Origin of the sequence: Streptomyces sp. NRRL WC-3742, assembly GCF_000720635.1 — a bacterium.
Classification (GTDB): Bacteria; Actinomycetota; Actinomycetes; order Streptomycetales; family Streptomycetaceae; genus Kitasatospora.
The window spans coordinates 15821-36295 of sequence record NZ_JOCF01000012.1 but is presented as its reverse complement, the minus strand read 5'-3'; the positions used below and the strand labels follow the sequence as shown (position 1 = coordinate 36295).

23 protein-coding genes are annotated in these 20475 nt (G+C 72.6%); 6 read left to right on the top strand and 17 right to left on the bottom strand.

Translation table 11 applies throughout. From position 1 onward, the window contains the following. Positions 1 to 126: 126 nt before the first annotated feature. Positions 127 to 1149, top strand: coding sequence for a M4 family metallopeptidase (locus IH61_RS0109850; RefSeq protein WP_031067911.1), 1023 nt, complete (start codon positions 127 to 129; stop codon positions 1147 to 1149). Positions 1150 to 1228: 79 nt separating this feature from the next. After that, a complete protein-coding gene (locus tag IH61_RS0109845) occupies positions 1229 to 1495 on the top strand; it encodes a protealysin inhibitor emfourin (RefSeq protein WP_031067909.1) in 267 nt (88 codons plus the stop codon). A gap of 27 nt (positions 1496 to 1522) precedes the next feature. Here the strand turns inward: IH61_RS0109845 and era are convergent, their stop codons facing one another. From era to hrcA, 15 genes are all read right to left on the bottom strand, one after another. Continuing rightward, positions 1523 to 2449, bottom strand: a complete 927-nt coding sequence (gene era / locus IH61_RS0109840; RefSeq protein ID WP_107057094.1) for a GTPase Era — start codon at positions 2447 to 2449, stop codon at positions 1523 to 1525. A gap of 80 nt (positions 2450 to 2529) precedes the next feature. Beyond that, positions 2530 to 2688, bottom strand: coding sequence for a hypothetical protein (locus IH61_RS46880; RefSeq protein WP_158844863.1), 159 nt, complete (start codon positions 2686 to 2688; stop codon positions 2530 to 2532). Between the two features lie 79 nt (positions 2689 to 2767). Continuing rightward, on the bottom strand, positions 2768 to 3121 hold the full coding sequence (locus IH61_RS0109830; protein WP_037972191.1) for a cytidine deaminase: 354 nt from the start codon (positions 3119 to 3121) through the stop codon (positions 2768 to 2770). A 26-nt stretch (positions 3122 to 3147) separates the two neighbouring features. Continuing rightward, on the bottom strand, positions 3148 to 3699 hold the full coding sequence (locus IH61_RS0109825) for a DUF4383 domain-containing protein (RefSeq protein WP_031067903.1): 552 nt from the start codon (positions 3697 to 3699) through the stop codon (positions 3148 to 3150). A 24-nt stretch (positions 3700 to 3723) separates the two neighbouring features. After that, positions 3724 to 3960 (bottom strand): hypothetical protein, encoded by a 237-nt coding sequence (locus IH61_RS0109820; protein ID WP_031067902.1) that lies wholly within the window; start codon positions 3958 to 3960, stop codon positions 3724 to 3726. A gap of 44 nt (positions 3961 to 4004) precedes the next feature. Continuing rightward, complete coding sequence (locus IH61_RS0109815) at positions 4005 to 5330, bottom strand: hemolysin family protein (protein ID WP_031067900.1); 1326 nt, start codon at positions 5328 to 5330, stop codon at positions 4005 to 4007. A 19-nt stretch (positions 5331 to 5349) separates the two neighbouring features. Further along, positions 5350 to 5844 (bottom strand): rRNA maturation RNase YbeY, encoded by a 495-nt coding sequence (ybeY, locus tag IH61_RS0109810; RefSeq protein ID WP_031067899.1) that lies wholly within the window; start codon positions 5842 to 5844, stop codon positions 5350 to 5352. 14 nt (positions 5845 to 5858) lie between these two features. Further along, positions 5859 to 6890, bottom strand: coding sequence for a PhoH family protein (locus IH61_RS0109805; RefSeq protein ID WP_234327112.1), 1032 nt, complete (start codon positions 6888 to 6890; stop codon positions 5859 to 5861). A gap of 270 nt (positions 6891 to 7160) precedes the next feature. Next, positions 7161 to 8084 carry a ribonuclease Z gene (locus tag IH61_RS0109800; RefSeq protein WP_031067896.1) on the bottom strand — a complete coding sequence of 308 codons (924 nt, stop codon included), beginning with the start codon at positions 8082 to 8084 and terminating at the stop codon, positions 7161 to 7163. A 1-nt stretch (position 8085) separates the two neighbouring features. Continuing rightward, positions 8086 to 8439: a histidine triad nucleotide-binding protein gene (locus IH61_RS0109795; protein WP_031067894.1), complete on the bottom strand. Its 354-nt coding sequence runs from the start codon at positions 8437 to 8439 to the stop codon at positions 8086 to 8088. A gap of 47 nt (positions 8440 to 8486) precedes the next feature. Continuing rightward, complete coding sequence (locus tag IH61_RS42740; protein ID WP_031067892.1) at positions 8487 to 9239, bottom strand: RDD family protein; 753 nt, start codon at positions 9237 to 9239, stop codon at positions 8487 to 8489. Between the two features lie 126 nt (positions 9240 to 9365). Then, the gene (locus IH61_RS0109785) at positions 9366 to 12656 is read right to left on the bottom strand and encodes a S41 family peptidase (RefSeq protein ID WP_234327107.1); all 3291 of its coding nucleotides are present in this window, start codon (positions 12654 to 12656) and stop codon (positions 9366 to 9368) included. Between the two features lie 49 nt (positions 12657 to 12705). After that, complete coding sequence (locus tag IH61_RS0109780) at positions 12706 to 13455, bottom strand: 16S rRNA (uracil(1498)-N(3))-methyltransferase (RefSeq protein ID WP_031067889.1); 750 nt, start codon at positions 13453 to 13455, stop codon at positions 12706 to 12708. 79 nt (positions 13456 to 13534) lie between these two features. Beyond that, positions 13535 to 14671, bottom strand: coding sequence for a molecular chaperone DnaJ (gene dnaJ / locus IH61_RS0109775; RefSeq protein WP_031067888.1), 1137 nt, complete (start codon positions 14669 to 14671; stop codon positions 13535 to 13537). Positions 14672 to 14740: 69 nt separating this feature from the next. Beyond that, positions 14741 to 15775, bottom strand: a complete 1035-nt coding sequence (gene hrcA, locus IH61_RS0109770; protein ID WP_031067885.1) for a heat-inducible transcriptional repressor HrcA — start codon at positions 15773 to 15775, stop codon at positions 14741 to 14743. Between the two features lie 286 nt (positions 15776 to 16061). Between hrcA and htpX the strand changes: the two genes are divergently transcribed. From htpX to IH61_RS0109750, 4 genes are read left to right on the top strand one after another with little or no spacing between them, the layout of a single operon-like run. Next, entirely contained in the window at positions 16062 to 16982 is a 921-nt protein-coding gene (htpX, locus tag IH61_RS0109765; RefSeq protein WP_031067884.1) for a zinc metalloprotease HtpX, read from the top strand. A 28-nt stretch (positions 16983 to 17010) separates the two neighbouring features. Further along, entirely contained in the window at positions 17011 to 17595 is a 585-nt protein-coding gene (gene pspAB, locus IH61_RS0109760; protein ID WP_031067883.1) for a PspA-associated protein PspAB, read from the top strand. A 34-nt stretch (positions 17596 to 17629) separates the two neighbouring features. Then, positions 17630 to 18457, top strand: a complete 828-nt coding sequence (locus IH61_RS0109755) for a DUF3097 domain-containing protein (RefSeq protein ID WP_031067881.1) — start codon at positions 17630 to 17632, stop codon at positions 18455 to 18457. Between the two features lie 14 nt (positions 18458 to 18471). Beyond that, positions 18472 to 18645 carry a hypothetical protein gene (locus tag IH61_RS0109750; RefSeq protein ID WP_158844860.1) on the top strand — a complete coding sequence of 58 codons (174 nt, stop codon included), beginning with the start codon at positions 18472 to 18474 and terminating at the stop codon, positions 18643 to 18645. On the opposite strand, the gene IH61_RS0109745 is transcribed toward IH61_RS0109750, so the two are convergent. Together IH61_RS0109745 and hemW are read right to left on the bottom strand one after the other, a co-directional pair. Further along, positions 18636 to 19193: a Uma2 family endonuclease gene (locus IH61_RS0109745; protein ID WP_031067878.1), complete on the bottom strand. Its 558-nt coding sequence runs from the start codon at positions 19191 to 19193 to the stop codon at positions 18636 to 18638. The two genes, IH61_RS0109750 and IH61_RS0109745, sit on opposite strands and share 10 nt — an antisense overlap. Before the next feature lie 41 nt (positions 19194 to 19234). Next, positions 19235 to 20464, bottom strand: a complete 1230-nt coding sequence (hemW, locus tag IH61_RS0109740; RefSeq protein ID WP_031067877.1) for a radical SAM family heme chaperone HemW — start codon at positions 20462 to 20464, stop codon at positions 19235 to 19237. Positions 20465 to 20475 lie beyond the last annotated feature (11 nt).

The window sequence follows — 20475 nt, the reverse complement described above, 5'->3', positions numbered from 1 at the left end:
GGGCCCAGCGTAACCCAGGCCCGCGCGCCCCCGAAGTGATCCGGGCTACCGTTCCACCCCTTGAGACGCCTTCCGGTCATGCCAAAGGTGGTGACAACCGGTCATCCAAGCCTCACCCTGGGCCACATGACTGCAGGAGTGCCGCTCTGCGCGATCGTCCCGCCGTACGTCCTGGACCGCCTCGCCGAGGCCGGTCACGAGCCCGCCGTCCACTCCCTCGCCCTCGACGCCGCGCACCGCGCTGCCCGGCTCGCCCCTCTCCCGGCCGTCGCCGCCGGCCCGGACCTCAACCGGGTCATCTGCGACTCCGGCCACCTCCAGCACCTGCCCGGGCGCACCGTGCGCACCGAGGGCCGGCCGCCGGTCGCCGACGAGTCCGTCAACCACGCCTACGACGGCCTCGGCGCCACCTTCGCCCTCTTCTCCGAGGCGTACGGGCGCCGCTCGATCGACGACCAGGGCCTGCGGCTGGACGCCAGCGTCCACTACGGCCGCAACTACGACAACGCCTTCTGGAACGGCCACCAGATGGTCTTCGGCGACGGCGACGGCGAGATCTTCGGCGACTTCACCGCCTGCGTGGACGTCATCGGGCACGAACTCACCCACGGCGTCACCCAGTTCACCGCCGGCCTGGAGTACCACGACCAGCCCGGGGCTCTCAACGAGTCCCTCTCCGACGTCTTCGGCTCCCTCGTCAAGCAGTACGCGCTGCACCAGGACGCCGACGCCGCGGACTGGCTGATCGGCGCCGGGCTGCTCGCCCCCGGCGTCCAGGGCGTCGCGCTGCGCTCGATGAAGGCCCCCGGCACCGCGTACGACGACCCCCGGCTCGGCAAGGACCCCCAGCCCGCGCACCTGCGCGACTACGTCCACACCGCCGACGACCAGGGCGGGGTGCACATCAACTCCGGCATCCCCAACCACGCGTTCTACCTGCTGGCCACCGCCCTCGGCGGCCGGGCCTGGGAGCGCGCCGGGCGGATCTGGTACGACGCCCTCACCGGCCGCCGGCTGCCCGCCGACGCCGACTTCACCGCCTTCGCCCGCGCCACCGTGGCCGCCGCGAAGGCCCGCTACGCCACCGAGCCCTCGGTGGCCGACACGGTGACGGCCGCCTGGGCCCAGGTGGGGGTGAGCTCCGCCTGAGTCCGCCTCGATCGCCGCTCAAGGTCACGGTCCGGGAAAGGTCCGGCGAACCCATCCCCTGCGTAGCACCATGGACACCATGCGTATCCAGGTGACCCGGACCGGCGGCCTCGCCGGCATCGTCCGACACGCGGAGCTCGACACCGCCGACCGCACGGACGCCCCGCACGTCCACGCCCTCGCCCGCGAGGCCGTCGCCGGCGGGCTGCGGGCGCCCTCGTACGGCGTGCCGGACGGGTTCCACTACGAGATCACCGTCGACGGCCGGACGGTCCACTGCGCCGACCCGAAGCTCAGCGACTCCCAGCGCGAGCTGGTCTCCCTGGTGCTGCGCGAGGGTGCCTGACCCCCGTACGGCACCAGGGAGTTGGGGTCAGAAGCCGAGCTTGCGCAGCTGCTTCGGGTCCCGCTGCCAGTCCTTGGCCACCTTGACGTGCAGGTCCAGGTAGACCGGGGTGCCCAGCAGCGCCTCGATGTGCTTGCGGGCGGTGGTGCCGACGTGCTTGAGCCTCGAGCCCTTGGCGCCGATGACGATCGCCTTCTGGCTCTGCCGCTCGATGTAGACGTTGGCGTGGATGTCCAGCAGCGGGCGGTCCGCCGGGCGGCCCTCGCGCGGGAGCATCTCCTCGACCACCACGGCCAGGGAGTGCGGCAGTTCGTCGCGCACGCCCTCCAGGGCGGCCTCGCGGATGAGCTCGGCGACCATGATCTGCTCGGGCTCGTCGGTGAGGTCGCCGTCCGGGTAGAGCTGGTCGCCCTCCGGCAGCAGCTTGGTGAGCAGGTCCGCCACCAGGTCGACCTGCTTGTCGCCGACGGCGGAGACCGGGATGATCTCGGCCCACTCGAAGCCGAGTTCCAGGCCGAGCTGGTGGATCGCGATCAGCTGCTCGGCCAGGCGCTTGGAGTCGACCAGGTCGGTCTTGGTGACGATGGCGACCTTGGGGGTCTTCTTGATCCCGGCGATCTCCTTGGCGATGAACTTGTCGCCGGGGCCGAGCTTCTGGTCGGCGGGCAGGCAGAAGCCGATCACGTCGACCTCCGCCCAGGTGCTGCGGACCAGGTCGTTGAGGCGCTCGCCGAGGAGGGTGCGGGGCTTGTGCAGGCCCGGGGTGTCGACCAGCACGAGCTGGGCGTCGGGGCGGTGCACGATGCCGCGCACGGTGTGCCGGGTGGTCTGCGGTCGGTCGGAGGTGATCGCGACCTTCGTCCCCACCAGGGCGTTGGTCAGGGTCGACTTGCCCGCGTTGGGCCGGCCGACGAAGCACGCGAAGCCGGAGCGGAAGGAGGAAGGGGCATTCATGGGCTCCATTCTCCCTGATCACGGGAGCCGCGCCGCCCAGGGGCCCGCCCACCGCCGTCCGGGGGTGGTCAGCCGCGTGGTCAGCCCTTGCCGCCGTCGGTGCGGATCAGGGAGAACACGATCAGCAGGACCAGGAATCCGAACGAGCCCCAGAGCCAGAGCGGCGAGCCGGTCTCCTGCCACTTGCCCAGGCCCATGACCCACAGCACCAGCCCGGCGAAGAACGCCAACGCCCCCATGTCCCCAGCCCCTTCACCGGTCCCGCTCCCCCAGTGAGATTATCGGCTGAGCCCATGAGGGCAAGGCCCGGCTCCCGAGTCAGCGCGCCTCGGCCGCCACCCGCAGCGCCCCGTCCGGGCCCGCCAGCAGCACCGGAGTCCCGGCCCCGCCCAGGTCCCGTACGGCCGCGAGGTCCGCCTCGGCCGGCTCCCCCGCCTCGCTCACCACGGCCGCCGCCTCCAGCGACTTCGCGCCGCTGGCCACCGCCATCGCCACCGCGGTCTGCAGCGCGCTCAGCTTCAGCGACTCCAGCGCGACCGTCCCGGCCACGTACGTGCGGCCCGTCTCGTCACGCACCGCGGCCCCCTCGGCCACGCCGTTGCGGGCGCGGGCCGAGCGGGCCAGGGTGATGATCTTCTTGTCCTCGGGGTCCAGCTCGACGATGTCACTCATGCCGCCGAGCATAGGCGGCCCTCTCCTCAGTGGCCGACCGGGTGGGTCCGCCCCGGATTCGGGTGCAGGACCTTGACGAAGGTCTTCGCCGAACCGGAGGGCAGCGGCTCCTCGCTCCCGATCCGCTTCCGCCAGAACGGGTTGTCGTGCGGCAGGTGGCTGCTCACCCTGCCGTACATCCCGAAGGTGGTCACGACGATCCCGAAGACGAACGCGAACAGCACGTTCGACATCCGGAAGTTGAGGATGTTGGCGTCCGGGCGCCCCAGCACCGTCAGTCCGTAGAAGCCGGACAGGACGAACAGCACCCCGACCACCAGGTTCAGGTTGGACGCGAAGTTCCCGCCGATCACCGCTCCCAGCAGCAGGACCGCTCCCGCCACGATGGACAGGACGCTCAGCGCCCCGTTGGTCGACAGTCCGGCGACCCGGTCGCCGTGGGTGGCCAGGAAACCGGGGTGGTCGGCCAGCCCCAGGATCCCGAACACGATCAGGAAGATCCCCCCGAGCGCCGCCCCGACCCGCCACACCAGGGCGAGTCGGCGGTCGACCGTGGGCAGTTCGTCTTGCAGCTTCATCGCGACCTCCACAGGCCCGCAGCCCTAGCTGTAGGGATGGGCCTTGTGCATGTGCGGCGTCTCGTGCATGTAGAGCGAACCGCACTGCTGGCAGCAGCGCAGCCCGGTACCCCACTCCTCCTCGGGCCGGGTCTCGGCCTCGTCGGGCATGGTCCGGCCGCAGAGCGCCGTCGACAGGTCCTCGTCCCGCACCACGTGCCAGGACGTGACTCCGCCGGCCGCCCCCTGCGGGCCGTACTCCGCGCGAAGTTTGTGCGTCATGCCCTCCATGGTCGCTCGCCCGCGACCACCCCGCTACTCGCCCGCTACTCGCCCGGGTCGGGCGCGGGGCGGTCGCCCTCGCGGACGGGGGTGGCGACCATGGAGCCGATGCGGTTGCGGCGCCCCGCCGAGGACTCGGCGGTCAGCAGGATGCCGGTCAGGCCGCCCTCGACGGGCTCGGGCAGCGGGATCTCGCAGGCGGAACCGGGGATCGGCACGCGGCCCAGGTGCTTGGCCAGCAGGCCGCCCACCGTCTCCACGTCCTCGTCCTCCAGCTCGATGCCGAACAGGTCGCCCAGGTCCTCCACCAGGAGGCGGGCGGTGATCCGGTACGAGCCGTCGCCCAGGTCCTCGACCGGGGCGATCTCCCGGTCGTACTCGTCGGTGATCTCGCCGACGATCTCCTCCAGGACGTCCTCGATCGTCACCAGGCCGGCCGTGCCGCCGTACTCGTCGATCACGATCGCCACGTGCGAGCGGCGCTGCTGCATCTCGCGCAGCAGGTCGCCCGCCGCCTTGGAGTCCGGGACGAAGACGGCCGGGCGCATCACCGCGCCCACCTCCTCCGACTCGGCGTCCCGGTTGATGTGGGTGCGCCGCACCAGGTCCTTGAGGTAGACGATGCCGACCACGTCGTCCTCGCTGTCCCCGACCACCGGGATGCGCGAGAAGCCCGAGCGCAGCGCCAGGGTCAGCGCCTGGCGCACGGTCTTGTGCCGCTCGATCATCACCAGGTCGGTGCGGGGCACCATCACCTCGCGCACGATGGTGTCGCCCAGCTCGAAGACGGAGTGCACCATCCGGCGCTCCTCGTCCTCGATCAGGTCGTCCTTCTCGGCGAGGTCCACCAGCGCCCGCAGCTCCGCCTCCGAGGCGAACGGCCCCTCCCGGTACCCCTTGCCGGGGGTCAGGGCGTTGCCGAGCAGGATCAGCAGCCGCGGGATGGGCCCCAGCACCGCCGCCAGCGGCAGCAGTACGAAGGAGGCCGCCGTCGCCGTGGACAGCGGGTGCTGGCGGCCGATCGTGCGGGGCGAGACGCCCACCGCCACGAAGGACACCAGCACCATCACCACGAAGGCCAGCAGCACGGCCTGCCAGGTCGGGTGCAGGTTGCGCACGCACACGGCCGTGACCAGCACGGCCGCCGCCATCTCGCTGGCCACCCGGATCAGGGTGGCCAGGTTGAGGTAGCGGAACGGGTCGGAGGCGACGGCCAGCAGCCGGTCGGAACCCCGCCGGCCGCTGCGCACCGCCTCCTCCGCCCGGAACCGGGAGACCCGGGAGATGCCCGCCTCGGCGCACGCGGCCAGCCAGCCGAGCACGACGAGGGCCACGGCACCGAGGACGTAGCTCGTACTCTCACCGCTCACAGGGGTTCGGGCCCCGCGCTCAGTGGGTGGTGGGGGCGGGCGAGATGCCCCCGAGGCCGCGCCCGGCCCGCCAGTCGTCGAGGATGCGCTTCTGGAGGGCGAACATCTCCTCCTCTTCCTCCGGCTCCTCGTGGTCGTAACCGAGGACGTGCAGCACGCCGTGGACGGTGAGCAGCTGGAGCTCCTCGTCCATCGAGTGCTGGGAGGGGGCCGCCTTGCCCTGCTGCTGGGCGACCTCGGGGCACAGGACGATGTCGCCGAGCAGGCCCTGGGGCAGCTCCTCGTCCTCCTTGCCGGGGCGCAGCTCGTCCATCGGGAAGGACATCACGTCGGTGGGCCCGGGCAGGTCCATCCACTGGATGTGCAGCTCCTCCATCGCCGCGGCGTCCAGCAGGATCACGGACAGCTCGGACTGCGGGTGGATCCGCATCCTGTCGAGGGCGAAGCGGGCGACGTCGAGGATGGATTCCTCGTCGGCCTCCCAGCCGGACTCGTTGGCGATGTCGATCGACATGACGGGCTGGTTACTCAGCTTTCGGTGCGATGGGACTGTCGGGGTGCGCGCGCCGCGGCGGTCTTGCCGGGGCGCCGCTGGGCGGGCTTGCGGTCGGCCGGAGCGCTCTGCTCGGCCTCCTGCAGCGCGTCCCAGCGCTCGTACGCGTCCACGATCCGGCCGACCAGCTTGTGGCGGACCACGTCGGTGCTGGTGAGGACGGAGAAGTGGATGTCGGGCACGTCGGCCAGGATCTCCTGGACGACCTTGAGTCCGCTGCGGGTGCCGCCCGGGAGGTCGATCTGGCTGGTGTCGCCGGTGACGACCACCCGGGAGTTGAACCCGAGGCGGGTCAGGAACATCTTCATCTGCTCGGGCGAGGTGTTCTGGGCCTCGTCGAGGATGATGAAGGCGTCGTTGAGGGTGCGGCCGCGCATGTAGGCGAGCGGGGCGACCTCGATGGTGCCGGCCGCCATCAGGCGCGGGATGGAGTCCGGGTCCATCATGTCGTGCAGCGCGTCGTAGAGCGGGCGCAGGTACGGGTCGATCTTCTCGAAGAGGGTGCCGGGCAGGAAGCCCAGCCGCTCGCCGGCCTCGACCGCGGGGCGGGTCAGGATGATCCGGTTGACCTCCTTGGCCTGGAGGGCCTGGACGGCCTTGGCCATCGCGAGGTAGGTCTTGCCGGTGCCCGCCGGGCCGAGCCCGAAGGTGATCGTGTGCTTGTCGATCGCGTCGACGTAGCGCTGCTGGTTGAGCGTCTTGGGGCGGATCGTGCGGCCGCGGTTGGAGAGGATGTTCGCGGTGAACACCTCGGACGGCGCCGGGCTGTCCGGGTCCTGCTCCTGGCTGCGGAGCATGGCGATGGATCGCTCCACGGAGTCCTCCGTCAGGGGCTGGCCGGTGCGCAGCACCAGCATCATCTCGTTGAAGAGCTTCTGGACGAGCGCGACGTCGGCGCGGTCCCCGGTGGCGGTCACCTCGTTGCCGCGGACGTGGATGTCGGCGGTGGGGAAGCCCTGCTCGATCACGCGCAGCAGCGAGTCCGCGGTGCCGAGCAGGGTGACCATCGGGTGCTTCTCGGGGATGACGAACCGGGCGCTGACGCGGCCGTCGTCGGCCGGCTCGGGACGCGACCGTCCGTTGGTACGGGTCTGCGATGTGTCACTCATGGGTCGGCCCTGGGGCCTGCCTCATCCCAATCCGTGGTCTCGTGTGCCGCTCGGTCTCTCCGGGGCACCAGGGTACGCCGCGGGCGATCTCGCCGCGGCGGGCGGCGGGGCCGCACGCGAAGATGCTCCGGCAGATCGCGCGGCGACGCGAGCGCTTTTCCCGGCCGTTCACGCGTGCCGGCGGGCCGGGACGGGCACCCGGACGAGGTCCTCGGCGAGGACCAGGTCCCCGTCGAAGTGCTTGCGGGCGTCGGCCAGGTGCTGGCCGAGGTCGGGGTAGCGCTGGGAGAAGTGGGTCAGCACCAGGGTGCGGGCCCCGGCCTCGGCGGCGACCTTGGCGGCCTGCCCGGCGGTGAGGTGGCCGTGGTCCTCGGCGAGGCGGGCGTCGGCGTCGGTGAAGGTCGCCTCGACCACCAGCAGGTCGGCGTCCCGCGCGAGCTCGTGGACGCCCTCGCAGAGCCGGGTGTCCATCACGAAGGCGAACTTCTGGCCGGGGCGCGGCTCGCTGACCTCGGCGAGGGTGACGGTGCGGCCGTCCACCTCGACGGAGCCCTCGTGCTGCAGGCGCCCCACGGCCGGCCCGCGCACGCCGTACGCGGCGAGCCGCTCGGGCACCAGGCGGCGCCCGTCGGGCTCGGTGAGGCGGTAGCCGAAGGACTCCACGGGGTGGTCGAGCCGGATCGCGTCCAGGGCGAAGCGGGCGCCGGGGGCGGGCAGCGGGCCGGGGTCGTCGATCGGGCGGGGGCGCAGCACGGCGGTCTCGTGGTAGGCGGTGGCGTGGCGCAGCCGCTCGAAGTAGACCTCGCCGGAGGCCGGGAAGTAGACGTCCACCGGGTGGGGGACGCGGTCCAGGTTGATCCGCTGGATCACCCCCGCGAGGCCCAGGCAGTGGTCGCCGTGGAAGTGGGTCACGGCGATCCGGGTGATCTGGGTGGCGGTGACCCCGGCGTGGAGCATCTGGCGCTGGGTGCCCTCGCCGGGGTCGAACAGCAGGCCCTCGCCGTCCCAGCGCAGGAGGTAGCCGTTGTGGTTGCGGTGCCGGGTGGGCACCTGGCTGGCGGTGCCGAGGACGACGAGTTCGCGCTGGGACACGTCAGACCATGCGCTCGGTCATCGACGTCCCGCCGAGCACGTGCACATGGGCGTGGAAGACCGTCTGCCCGGCGCCCGCACCGGTGTTGAAGATCAGTCGGTAGTCCGCGACGCCCTCGTCCTCGGCCACCCGGCCCGCCTCGGCGAGGAGTTCGCCGGCGATCTCGGGCTCGGCGGCGGCCAGGGCGGCGGCGTTCGGGTAGTGGACGTGAGGGATGACCAGGACGTGCACGGGCGCCTTGGGGGCGATGTCGCGGAAGGCCAGGACGCGTTCGGTCTTGCGCACCACCGTCGCCGGGATCTCGCCCGCCACGATCTTGCAGAACAGGCAGTCGGACTGCGGCTCGCCGGCCATCGGTCTCTCCTCGGTTGAGCGGGTCCTGTGGTCCGTACGGGCGCAGCCTAGCCGAGCCGCGCGACCGCCTGCTCGTACTCCCGCAGGTGCTTCCAGCGCACCGCGCGCATACCGACGACGTCGCCCTCCCAGAGGTCGAACTCCTCGGACAGGAAGGAGAGCGCCAGGAGGACGAAGCCGACCAGCCACCGCAGGGACAGCCGCCAGGTGTGGGGCCGCGAGACGTCCTCGCTGCGGACCACCCGCATGGCCAGGACGCCCTTGCCGAGGCTGAAGCCGGTGAGGCGGGCCAGCAGCACCTGGTTGACGAAGGAGACGAGCAGGCCGACGCCGATGAACGCCGCCCAGAAGGGCACGACCCCGAGACCACTGTGGTGGGTGGCGGCGTGGCCGACCGCGTGCGCGACCGGGTGGGCCTCGCGCGCCTTCTCCGTGGCCATGGCGGCGGAGAAGCCGAGGGTGAGGGCGAGGGCGAAGTCGAGCACGATCGCCAGGAAGCGCCGCCCGGCGTACGCCTCCTCGGGGCACTCCGGGCGTTCGGGCCCCGCGTACTGCTGCGGCGGGTAGGGCTGCTGCGGCTGCGCGTACTGCTGCTGCGGATAGGGCTGCTGCGGGTACGCGTACTGCTGCTGCGGGTACGGGTTCTGACCGTACGGCTGCTGCGGCTGCTGCGGGTACGGCTGCGGCTGCTGGGGCTGCGGGGCGTACGGGTTCGGCCCGTAGCCGTACGGCTGTTGCGGCTGCGGCTGCTGCGGCTGGCCGTAGTACTGCTGCTGCGGTGGCGGATAGCCCTGTGCCATGTGCTCCCCCGTGAGCGGTCGGTCAAGATCGAGAACAGCCCCGCATCCTACCCACAGCCCGCACGGCGGTTCGGCGTGGGAAACCGTCCCCGGCTTCCCACGCCGAACCTTCACACCGCTGCTCCCCTACTCCCCCGGCCGCGCCGGCCCCCTGCGCGCCGGGTTCTCGGCCAGCGCCGCGAGGGCGATGCGCACGCCCTCGGCGAGCTGCGGGTCCGAGCCCTCCGCCCAGTGGTGCGGGGCGAAGGGCACCTCGACGTCCGGGTCGGCGCCGTGGTTCTCCAGGCCCCAGCCGTAGTTCTCCAGCCAGAACGCGTACTTGGGCTGGGTCACGAGGGTGCCGTCGACGAGGCGGTAGCGGCTGTCGATGCCGATCACCCCGCCCCAGGTGCGGGTGCCGACCACCGGTCCGATGCCCAGCGCCTGGATCGCGCCGTTGACGACGTCGCCGTCCGAGCCGGAGAACTCGTTGGCGAGGGCGACCACCGGTCCGCGCGGGGCGTCCATCGGGTACGGCACCGGGTGGTCGGTGTCCCGGGCGACGTTCCAGCCGACGATGCGGCGGGCGAGCTTCTCGATCACCAGCTGGGAGGTGTGGCCGCCCCGGTTCTCCCGGATGTCGACGATCAGGCCCTCGCGGGCCATCTCGGTGGTCAGGTCGCGGTGCAGCTGCGCCCAGCCGGCCGACTGCATGTCGGGGATGTGCAGGTAGCCGAGCCGCCCGCCGGACAGCTCGCGCACGGCGGCGCGGCGCCCGGCCACCCAGTCGTGGTAGCGCAGCGGCTCCTCGTCGGCGAGCGGGACGACGACGGGGTGGCGCCGGTCGGTGCCGTCCTTGCCCGCGACGGTCAGCTCGACGGGCTGCCCGGCGGTGCCGGCCAGCAGCGGCGCCGGGCCGGTGACCGGGTCCACCGGGCGGCCGTTGACGGCGAGGACGGCGTCGCCGGGGCGGATCGCGGCGCCGGGCGCGGCCAGCGGCGAGCGGGCCCTGGGGTCGGAGGACTCGCCGGGCAGGATGCGGGCGATCCGCCACCGCTCGCCGTCCTTGACCAGGTCGGCGCCCAACAGGCCCTGGCGGCGGGCGGGTTCGGTGTAGCGGCCGTACGGGAGCACGTAGGCGTGGGAGGTGCCGAGTTCGCCGTGCACCTCCCAGAGCAGGTCGACGAGTTCGTCGTGGGAGCCGACCCGCTCGACCAGCGGCCGGTAGCGCTCCAGCACGCCGGCCCAGTCGACGCCGCCGAGGTCGGGGCGCCAGAAGTTGTCGCGCATCAGGCGGCCGTTCTCGTCGTACATCTGGCGCCACTCGGCGCCCGGGTCGACGCTCACCCGCAGCCGGGCGAGGTCGACGGTGGTCTCGTCGTCCTCGCCGCCGGCCTTGTGGTCGGCGGGGACGATCCGCAGCTCGCCCTCGTCCACCACGGCGACCCTGCCGCCGTCCCCGCTGACCGCGAAGTCGTCGAGGCCGTGGACGAGTTGCTCGACGCGGCGCTTCTTGAGGTCGAAGCGCTCCAGCACCGGCCGGGGCCGCTCGGCGTCCAGGGAGGCCGCGTCGTCGCCGAGTTCGCCGAGCAGCGGGGCCCTGGTCCACAGCACGCCGTCCTTGGCGGCGCGCAGCCGGCCGAAGCGGCCGCCCTCGACGGGGAAGGGCACGATCCGGTCGACGATGCCGTCCAGGTCGACCCGGGTGACCGGCGCGCTGTCGGCCGAACCCTCCTCGCCGTCGGCCTTCTTGGCGCGCGGCTCGTCCTCCTCGCCGCCGAGCGGGCGCCCGGAGCGCTGCGGCCCGAACGGGGAGGGGGTGTCGGCGGCCAGGGTGATCAGGTACGGGCGGCAGCCGCCGGGGAAGGCCAGGTCGAAGCCGTGGGAGTCGTACACCGGGTCGAAGTTGCGGATCGAGAGGAAGGCCAGGTAGCGGCCGTCGGCGGTGAAGGCGGGCGAGGAGTCGTGGAAGCGCTGCTGGGTGGCCTCGCTGACGGTGCGGGTGGCGAGGTTGGCCAGCACGATCTGGCGCAGCGAGTACGGGCCGAGGCCGTGCACCGGGCGGGACCAGGCCAGCCAGGCGGAGTCCGGGCTGAAGGCCAGGCCGTTGACCTCGCCGTCGAGGCTGCGGTCCAGCTCGTGCACAGCGCCGTCGGCGAGGGCGACGAGCAGCACCCGGCCGTCGTGCACGCCGATCGCGGCCTGCTTGCCGTCCGGGGAGACGGCCAGCGCGTTGACCCGGCCGAGCTGCCCCGCGGCCAGGCGGCGGCGCTCGGCGCCCTGCACGGCGGCGGCGAACTCCAGGGCGTCCTCGCCCTCGGCGTCGGAGACCCACAGCACTCCCTGGGCGCCGTCCTCCCCGGGCACCACCCGGGCCAGGCGCCCGCGCACACCGGGGGTCTCGTCCAGCACCCGGGCCGGGCCCTCGCGGTGGGTCAGCCAGTGGACGCCGCCGCGCACCACGACGGCGCTGGCGCGGCCGGTGCGGTCGGGCGAGACGGTCTCCAGCCAGTGCGCGGCGGGCACCGGGCGCCGGCGGCGGCCGGTGCGGGGGCCGGCCAGGCGCAGGTCCAGGCGGCGCGGGGCGGCGCCGTCCAGGTCGTCCAGCAGCCAGAGCTCGCCGGCCCGGTGGAAGACGACCCGGGTGCCGTCGGTGGTGGCGTTGCGGGCGTAGAAGCCGTCCGGGTCGGCGGTGTGGCGGCGCAGGTCGGAGCCGTCCGGCAGGCTGGACCAGAGCTCGGAGACGCCCTCGTGGTCGGAGAGGAACGCGATCCGGCCGCCCACCCACATCGGGGAGTCGAGCTGCCCGTCGAGGCCCTCGTGGACGCGGGCGAACTCGCCGCCCTCCTCGCCGAGCCACAGCTTGCCCGCCCGGCCGCCCCGGTAGCGCTTCCAGTGGGCCGGCTCGCGGTTGTTGGAGGCCAGCAGCACGCGCCCGCGCCGGTCGTCGGTCGCTGCGCTCCCCGGCTCGAGGGCACGGGGCTCGAGGGCAAGGGGCTCGAAGGCCAGGGCGCCGACCGGCCCGTACGGCAGCCGCTGCGGCTCGCCGCCGTCCAGGGGCACCGCGTACGCCCAGGTGCGGCGCAGGCTGGCCTCACCGGCGGAGGTACTGGCGATCGGGCGGCCGTCCGCCGTCCAGCCCTGCACCCGGGTCTGGTCGCTGCCCCAGTGGGTGAGCCGCCGCGAGGGCCCGCCCTCCACCGGCAGCACGTGCACCTCGGGGGCGCCGTCCCGGGTGGAGGAGAAGGCCAGACGGCTCCCGTCCGGGGAGAAGCGGGGGTGGTGGACCGGCAGGTGGTCGGCCGTCAGCCGCCAGGCCCGGCCGCCGTCGAGCGGGGCGAGCCAGAGGTCGTCCTCGGCGACGAAGGCGACCAGGTCACCGTGCAGATGGGGGTGGCGCGGATAGGCGCCCGCGGGGGTGCTCAGGGAGTCCGTCACCCGGCCAGCCTAGGCAGCCGCCCGGGCCGAGGAGCTCGGTTTGGAGGTTTTACGACCAGCGGCCGGTACGCCCCAGCAGCAGCGCGCCCGCCGCCACCCCGGCGGTGGAGGTACGCAGGACGGAGGACCCCAGCCGGTACGGCTTCGCGCCCGCCTCGGCGAAGGCGGCCAGCTCCTCCGGGGAGACGCCGCCCTCCGGCCCGACCACCAGCACCACGTCCCCGCTCCCGGGCAGGGCGGCCAGCGCCAGCGGCTCGGCGCCCTCCTCGTGCAGCACCGCGGCGAACGCGGCCCCCTCCAGGACGGGCAGCAGCTGCCTGGTGGTCATCGGCTCCCCCACCTCGGGGAAGCGCAGCCGGCGGGACTGCTTGCCCGCCTCCCGGGCGGTGGCCCGCCACTTGGCGAGCGCCTTGGCGCCGCGCTCGCCCTTCCACTGGGTGATGCAGCGCGAGGCCGACCAGGGGATCACGGCGTCCACGCCGACCTCGGTCATGGTCTCCACCGCCAGCTCACCCCGGTCCCCCTTGGGCAGCGCCTGGACGACGACGATCCTCGGCGCCGGCCGCTCCTCGCGGCGCACCGCGGCCACGGCCACGTCGATCGCGTCCTTGCCGTGCACCTCGGCGACGGTGCCGTCCACGCCCAGGCCCAGCCCGTCCGCCAGGGTGACCGCCTCACCGGCGCCCAGCCGCTTGACCGCCGCCGCGTGCCGCCCCTCGGGCCCGTCCAGGCGCACCAGCGTGCCGGGCGCGGCGGCGGCGATCCGCTCGGTCTCGACGACGAAGACGGGGGCGGTCATGGCGGGGGTACCTCCGGATGGGTGGGGACACGGAAGGGGTGCCGGGGAATCCCTCCCCGGCACCCCTCACGCAGCTGGACTAACGGCCGTTGAAGGCGTCCTTGAGGCGCGAGAACAGCCCCTGCTGGCCCGGCGCGAACTGCCCGGAGGGCCGCTCCTCGCCGCGCAGCACCGCGAGGCGGCGCAGCAGGTCCTCCTGCTCGGGGTCGAGCTTGGTGGGCGTCTGCACCTCGACGTGCACTATCAGGTCGCCCCGGCCGCCGCCGCGCAGGTGGGTGATGCCCCGCCCGTGCAGCGGGATCGACTGGCCGGACTGGGTGCCGGGCCGGATGTCGACCTCCTCCAGCCCGTCCAGGGTCTGCAGCGGCACCTGGGTGCCCAGGGAGGCGGCCGTCATCGGGATGGTGACGGTGCAGTGCAGGTCGTCGCCGCGCCGCTGGAACACCGTGTGGGTGGTCTCGGCGATCTCGACGTACAGGTCACCGGCCGGGCCTCCGCCGGGGCCGACCTCGCCCTCGCCGGCCAGCTGGATGCGGGTGCCGTTGTCGACACCGGCGGGGATCTTGACGGTCAGGGTGCGCCGGGCGCGCACGCGGCCGTCGCCGGCGCACTCCGGGCACGGGGTCGGCACGACCGTGCCGAAGCCCTGGCACTGCGGGCAGGGGCGGGAGGTCATGACCTGGCCCAGGAAGGACCGGGTGACCTGCGAGACCTCGCCCTTGCCGCGACACATGTCACAGGTCTGCGCCGAGGTGCCGGGGGCCGCGCCCTCGCCGCTGCACGTGGTGCAGGTGACGGCCGTGTCGACCTGGAGCTCCTTGGTGGTGCCGAACGCGGCCTCCTCCAGGGTGATCTCCAGCCGGATCATGGCGTCCTGGCCCCGGCGGGTGCGCGAGCGCGGGCCGCGCTGGCCCGCCGCGGCGCCGAAGAAGGCGTCCATGATGTCGGAGAAGCCGAAGCCCGCCGCGCCCGCGCCGAAGCCCGCGCCGCCGCCGCCCGGGGACAGCGGGTCCCCGCCGAGGTCGTAGACCTGGCGCTTCTGCGGGTCGGAGAGCACCTCGTAGGCGGCGTTGATCTCCTTGAACCGCTCCTGCGTCTTCGGGTCCGGGTTGACGTCCGGGTGCAGTTCGCGTGCCAGGCGCCGGAACGCCTTCTTGATCTCGTCCTGCCCCGCATCCCGTCGGACGCCGAGTACCGCGTAGTAGTCCGTGGCCACCAAATGCTCCGCTTGTTCCGCCTGTAGTAGTGCTGCGATCGGACCCGTCAGCCGTCTGACGGGGGTTTGCTACGACTCGGCCAGGATCTGACCCACGTACCGTGCCACCGCTCGCACCGCCCCCATTGTGCCCGGGTAGTCCATCCGGGTCGGACCGATCACTCCCAGTTTGGCCACGCTCTCGTCGCCCGAACCGTAGCCGACCGACACGACCGAGGTGGAATTCAGCCCCTCGTACGCGATCTCCCGGCCGATCCGGACCGTCATCCCCGCGTCCGCGGTCTCACCCAGGAGGCGGAGCAGGACCACCTGCTCCTCCAGGGCTTCCAGCACCGGCTGGATGGTGAGCGGGAAGTCGTGCCCGAAGCGGGTCAGGTTGGCCGTGCCGGCCAGCATGATCCGCTCCTCGTTCTGCTCGGCGAGCGCCTCGAACAGCGTCGCCAGGACGGTGGTGACCGTCGGCCGGTCCGCCTGCTCGAACCCCGCCGGCAGCTCCTCCAGGAGCCCCGGCACGTCCGGCAGCCGCTGGCCGGCGGCCCGCGCGTTGATCCGGGCCCGCAGGTCCGCGAGAACGGTCTCGCCGACCGTGCCCGGGCAGTCGACCATCCGCTGCTCGACCCGGCCGGTGTTGGTGATCAGCACGAGCATCACCTTCGCCGGGGCCAGGGCCACCAGCTCGATGTGCCGCACGGTGGAGCGGGTCAGCGAGGGGTACTGCACCACGGCGACCTGCCGGGTGAGCTGGGCGAGCAGGCGCACCGTACGGGCGACCACGTCGTCCAGGTCGACGGCGCCGTCCAGGAAGTGCCGGATCGCCCGGCGCTCGGGGGCGCTCATCGGCTTCACCTCGGCGAGGCGGTCCACGAACAGGCGGTAGCCCTTGTCGGTGGGGATCCGCCCGGCGCTGGTGTGCGGCTGGTGGATGTACCCCTCCTCCTCCAGCGCCGCCATGTCGTTGCGCACCGTCGCCGGGGACACGCCGAGGTTGTGCCGTTCCACCAGGGCCTTGGAGCCGACCGGCTCCTCGGTGCCCACGTAGTCCTGGACGATGGCGCGCAGCACGGCCAGCTTGCGTTCGTCCAGTTGGCGGACCTCACCGGCCATGGGGCACGCACCTCCCTCTTCGCACGTTGTCCGTCCGTGTGTCCCTGTTTCGATCCCTGAGGCCGCTCTCGGAGGGCCCCGACCCTGGCACTCTGCGCACACGAGTGCCAAAACCGTACCTGCCAGTGTAAGGCCCGGGCCTTCCCCCAGGAACGGCCCGGCCGGGGTGATCCTGCCCGCAGTTCCGCGGCCGCACCCTCCGTCCCGGAAGTCCCGGCGCGGGGGTGGTGCCCCGGGGCCGTCCGGGTGGCAGCATCGAAAGCGACGGCGAATGGAGGAGCAAGCGATGTCGAGCTCGGGCCAGCACACGCGTTTCGCGCCGGACCGCGGCCTGACCGGCCGCATGGTGGCGACGATGTTCGTGATCGGGCTGCTGTACGTCGGTTTCACGGGCCTGCTGATCGTGCTGCTGCGCGGGGCCTGGCCGCTGATCGTCCTGATCTCCGGCGGGCTGTTCGTGGCCCAGTTCTGGTTCAGCGACAAGATCACCGAACGGGCCATGGGCGCCCACCCGGTGAGCCCCGAACAGTACCCCCAACTGCACGGCACGATCGACCGGCTCTGCGCGCTGGCCGACATGCCCAAACCCCGCGTGGCGGTCGCCGACAACGACATGCCCAACGCCTTCGCCACCGGCCGCAACCCGCAGAACGCGGTGGTCTGCGTCACCACCGGGCTGCTGCGCCGGCTCGAACCCGAGGAACTCGAGGGCGTCCTCGCCCACGAGCTCTCCCACGTCGCCCACCGCGACGTCGCGGTCATGACGGTCGCCGGATTCCTCGGCGTGCTCGCCGGAGCCATGACCAGGATCGCCATGTACGGCGGATTCATGGGCGGCGGACGCAACAACAACGACCAGAACGCGGCCATCGCGGCCCTGGTCATCCCGCTGGTGTCGATGGTCGTCTACGCCATCAGCTTCCTGCTCACCCGGCTGCTCTCCCGCTACCGCGAACTCGCCGCCGACCGCGCCGCCGCCCAGCTCACCGGCCGGCCCAGCGCCCTCGCCTCGGCCCTCACCAAGGTCACCGGGCAGATCGCGGCCATCCCCACCAAGGACCTGCGCCAGGCGCAGCCCTACAACGCCTTCTACTTCGCCCCCGCGCTCAGCGCCAAGGAGACCGCCTCGCAGCTGCTCTCCACCCACCCGTCGCTGGAGAAGCGGCTGGAGCAGCTGGCGAAGATCTCCGAGCAGCTCGGCCGCTGAACCCGTCTCCGACCCGGAAAGGACCGTCGTGGGATTCCTGGACACCCTGTTCGGCCGCACCAAGCCCGTCAAGCCCGACCTCGACCAGCTCTTCGGCGTCCCCTCCGCCGCCCTCACCCTGGAGGCCGGCGCCGGGTTCCTGCCCACCGGGCTGGGCTCCGTCTGCTTCGCCGCCGTCGAGGGCGCGGCCTTCGTCCAGGTCGAACAGCAGGTCCGGGCCCTGCTCGACGCCGACACCGAGCGCGGCGGGGTGCCCGTGGAAGCCTCCAAGGACGGCTACGGCTACTCCTGGCTGCTCGCCCGCCACCAGCCCGAGGAACTCCCCGAGCTGGTCAACGACCTGCACGCCGTCAACAGCGAGCTGGAGGCCAACGGCTTCGGCCCGCAGCTGCTCTGCTCCCTGACCTGCTTCCGCAACGCGGAGGGCCAGCCGCTCGCGCTGGTCTACCTCTACAAACGCGGCACCTTCTACCCCTTCGCCCCGATGCCCGGCGGCGGCGAGAAGCGCAACAGCCCGCTGGAGCTCCAGATCAACGCGATGCTCGGCAACGACCTGCGCCTGGAGAAGGACCTCACCCGCTGGTTCCCCCTGTGGGGCGCGCCGGGGTTGTGACGGCCCGTCCGCTTCCGTCCGTAGACTCGCGCCCATGCGCAGCCGCCAGTACGGACCGGACCTCACCCCGCCGTGGAAGAACCAGGCCCCCGCCCCTGAGGTGCCCGCCGAGCGGGACCTGGTGGTGGAGGAGGCCGCCACCGGGTTCTGCGGGGCCGTGGTGCGGTGCGAGAGGACGGCGGAGGGGTTCACCGTCACCCTGGAGGACCGTTTCGGCAAGCACCGGGTGTTCCCGATGGTGGCGCGCGGCTTCCTGCTGGAGGGCCGGGTGGTCACCCTGGTGCGCCCTGTCGCCGCTGCCGCCCCGGCGGCCCCCGCCCGTACGGCCTCCGGCTCCCTCGCCGTCCCCGGCGCCCGCGCCCGGGTCGCCCGCGAGTCCCGCATCTACGTGGAGGGACGGCACGACGCGGAACTCGTCGAGCGGGTCTGGGGCGACGACCTGCGCATCGAGGGCGTCGTCGTCGAGTACCTCCAGGGCATCGACGACCTGCCCGCCATCGTCGCCGAGTTCTCCCCCGGCCCGGAACGCCGCCTCGGCGTCCTCGTCGACCACCTGCTCCCCGGAACCAAGGAGCACCGCATCGCCGCCCAGGTCACCGGCGACTCGGTCCTGGTCGTCGGCCACCCCTACATCGACATCTGGCAGGCCGTGAAGCCCTCCAGCGTGGGAATCCCCGCCTGGCCGGCGGTACCGCGAGGAGAGGACTGGAAGGAAGGCACCTGCCGCCGCCTCGGCTGGCCCGTGGACACCCCGGCGGCCTGGAAGCACATCCTGTCGAAGGTCAACTCCTACAAGGACCTGGAGCCCGAACTCCTCGGGCGGGTGGAGGAGTTGATCGATTTCACCGCCCTGCCGGAGTAATGGAGAATGTCGCCATGCCTCAATCCGCAGACGCATCACTCCGGGATCACCGGGCCGCCGCACTGGCCCGGATGCGCGCGATGGTGACCGAGGGCAGGATCGACTTCTCCACCATCGGCTACCCCGACGACACCGGGGAAGCCGCCCAGGCGGCTTCCCCGGCCGTACCCACCGATCCTCAGGCGTAGGTCTGAAACTCCGAGGTGTCGAGCGTGACATCCAGCAGATCCATCGGAATGGGCTCGCCGAACTTGCTCGTCTGCTCGGACGTATACCTCGGGAGCCCGGATCCGGGAGCCTGACCCAGCTCGGTCAGGAGCATGCACTCGCCCTTGATCGGGTCGACGATCAGATAGGCGGGAACAGTGCCCTCGGCGTAGAGCTCTCGCTTCGTCCGATAGTCACGATCGACGCTGGTCCTCGACACCACTTCGACCACCAGGGTGACTGCAGGTGACGGCAGGAGCCGTCCGCATTCCTCGACCGCACCGCGTTCGAAGACGACCAGATCGGGCTGAGGCTCGCTCGCCTGGCCGGGGATCGCCAGATCCTGGGTGGCCAGCGGGCGCCACCGGTCGTACGGGAGCTGGTGCTGAATCGCCAGGACGATGAGGTTGTGGACCATGTCCGGCCCCGCCGTCATCACGATTTCCCCCCTGATGAGTTCGGCCTTGATGCCTTCCGGCACCTCCAGGTTCTCGAAGATCCCGGTCATCCGATCATCGATGGCGGTCATCGCACGCTCCCTCCGACGGCTGACACCCACGTCAACGAATGTCAGTCCACCAGGTCACGCACTACCGCATCTGCCAGGAGCCTGCCCTGGAGGGTGAGGGTGGCGTGGCCGCGCTCGTAGGAGTCCGGTGCCAGGAGGCCGTCGGCGCGGTGGCGGGCGGCGGCCTTGAGGCCGGTGGGGGTGAGCAGGGCCAGGGGGATGCCCTGTTCGAGGCGGAGTTCGAGGAGGATGCGCTCCACGCGGCGGTCCTCGTCGGTGAGGACCTCGCGGGCCTGGGCGGGGGTGCGGGCCTCGGCCAGTGCCTGGGCGTAGGCGGCGGGGTGTTTGGCGTTCCACCAGCGGACGCCGCCGATGTGGCTGTGGGCGCCGGGGCCGGCGCCCCACCAGTCGGCGCCGGTCCAGTAGAGCTCGTTGTGGCGGCAGCGGCCCTCGGGGGTGGTGGCCCAGTTGGAGACCTCGTACCAGGAGTAGCCGGCGGCGGCGAGGGCCTCTTCGGCGATGAGGTAGCGGTCGGCGTGGACGTCGTCGTCGATCATCGGCAGTTCGCCGCGCTTGACGCGGGCGGCGAGGCGGGTGCCGTCCTCGACGATGAGGGAGTACGCGGAGACGTGGTCGGGCCCGGCGCCGATCGCGGCGTCGAGGGAGGCGCGCCAGTCGTCGTCGCTCTCGCCGGGGGTGCCGTAGATGAGGTCGAGGTTGACGTGTTCGAAGCCGGCCGCGCGGGCCTCGGCGACGCAGGCTTCGGGGCGGCCGGGGGTGTGGTGGCGGTCGAGCAGCTGGAGCACGTGGGGGCGGGCGCTCTGCATGCCGAAGGAGACGCGGGTGTAGCCGCCCTCGCGCAGTTCGGCGAGGTAGGCGGGGTCGACGGACTCCGGGTTGGCCTCGGTGGTGACCTCGGCCCCGTCGGCGAGCCCGAACTCGTCGCGGATGGCGGCGAGCATCTTCACCAGGTCGCGGGCGGGCAGCAGCGTGGGGGTGCCGCCGCCGAGGAAGACGGTCTGCACGGGCAGGTCGGCGTCCCCCAGTACGCGCCGGGCGAGGCGGATCTCCGCGACGACGTTGTCCGCGTACGTCTCCTGGGAGGCGACGGCGCCCGAGGAGCGCAGTTCGGTGGCGGTGTAGGTGTTGAAGTCGCAGTAGCCGCAGCGGCTGGCGCAGTAGGGCACGTGCAGGTAGAAGCCGAACGGTCGCGAGCCCAGCCCGGTGAGGGCGTGCGCGGGCAGGGAACCGTCGGACGGCACCGGGTCACCGTCGGGAAGTGCGGAGGGCATGACCCCATTGT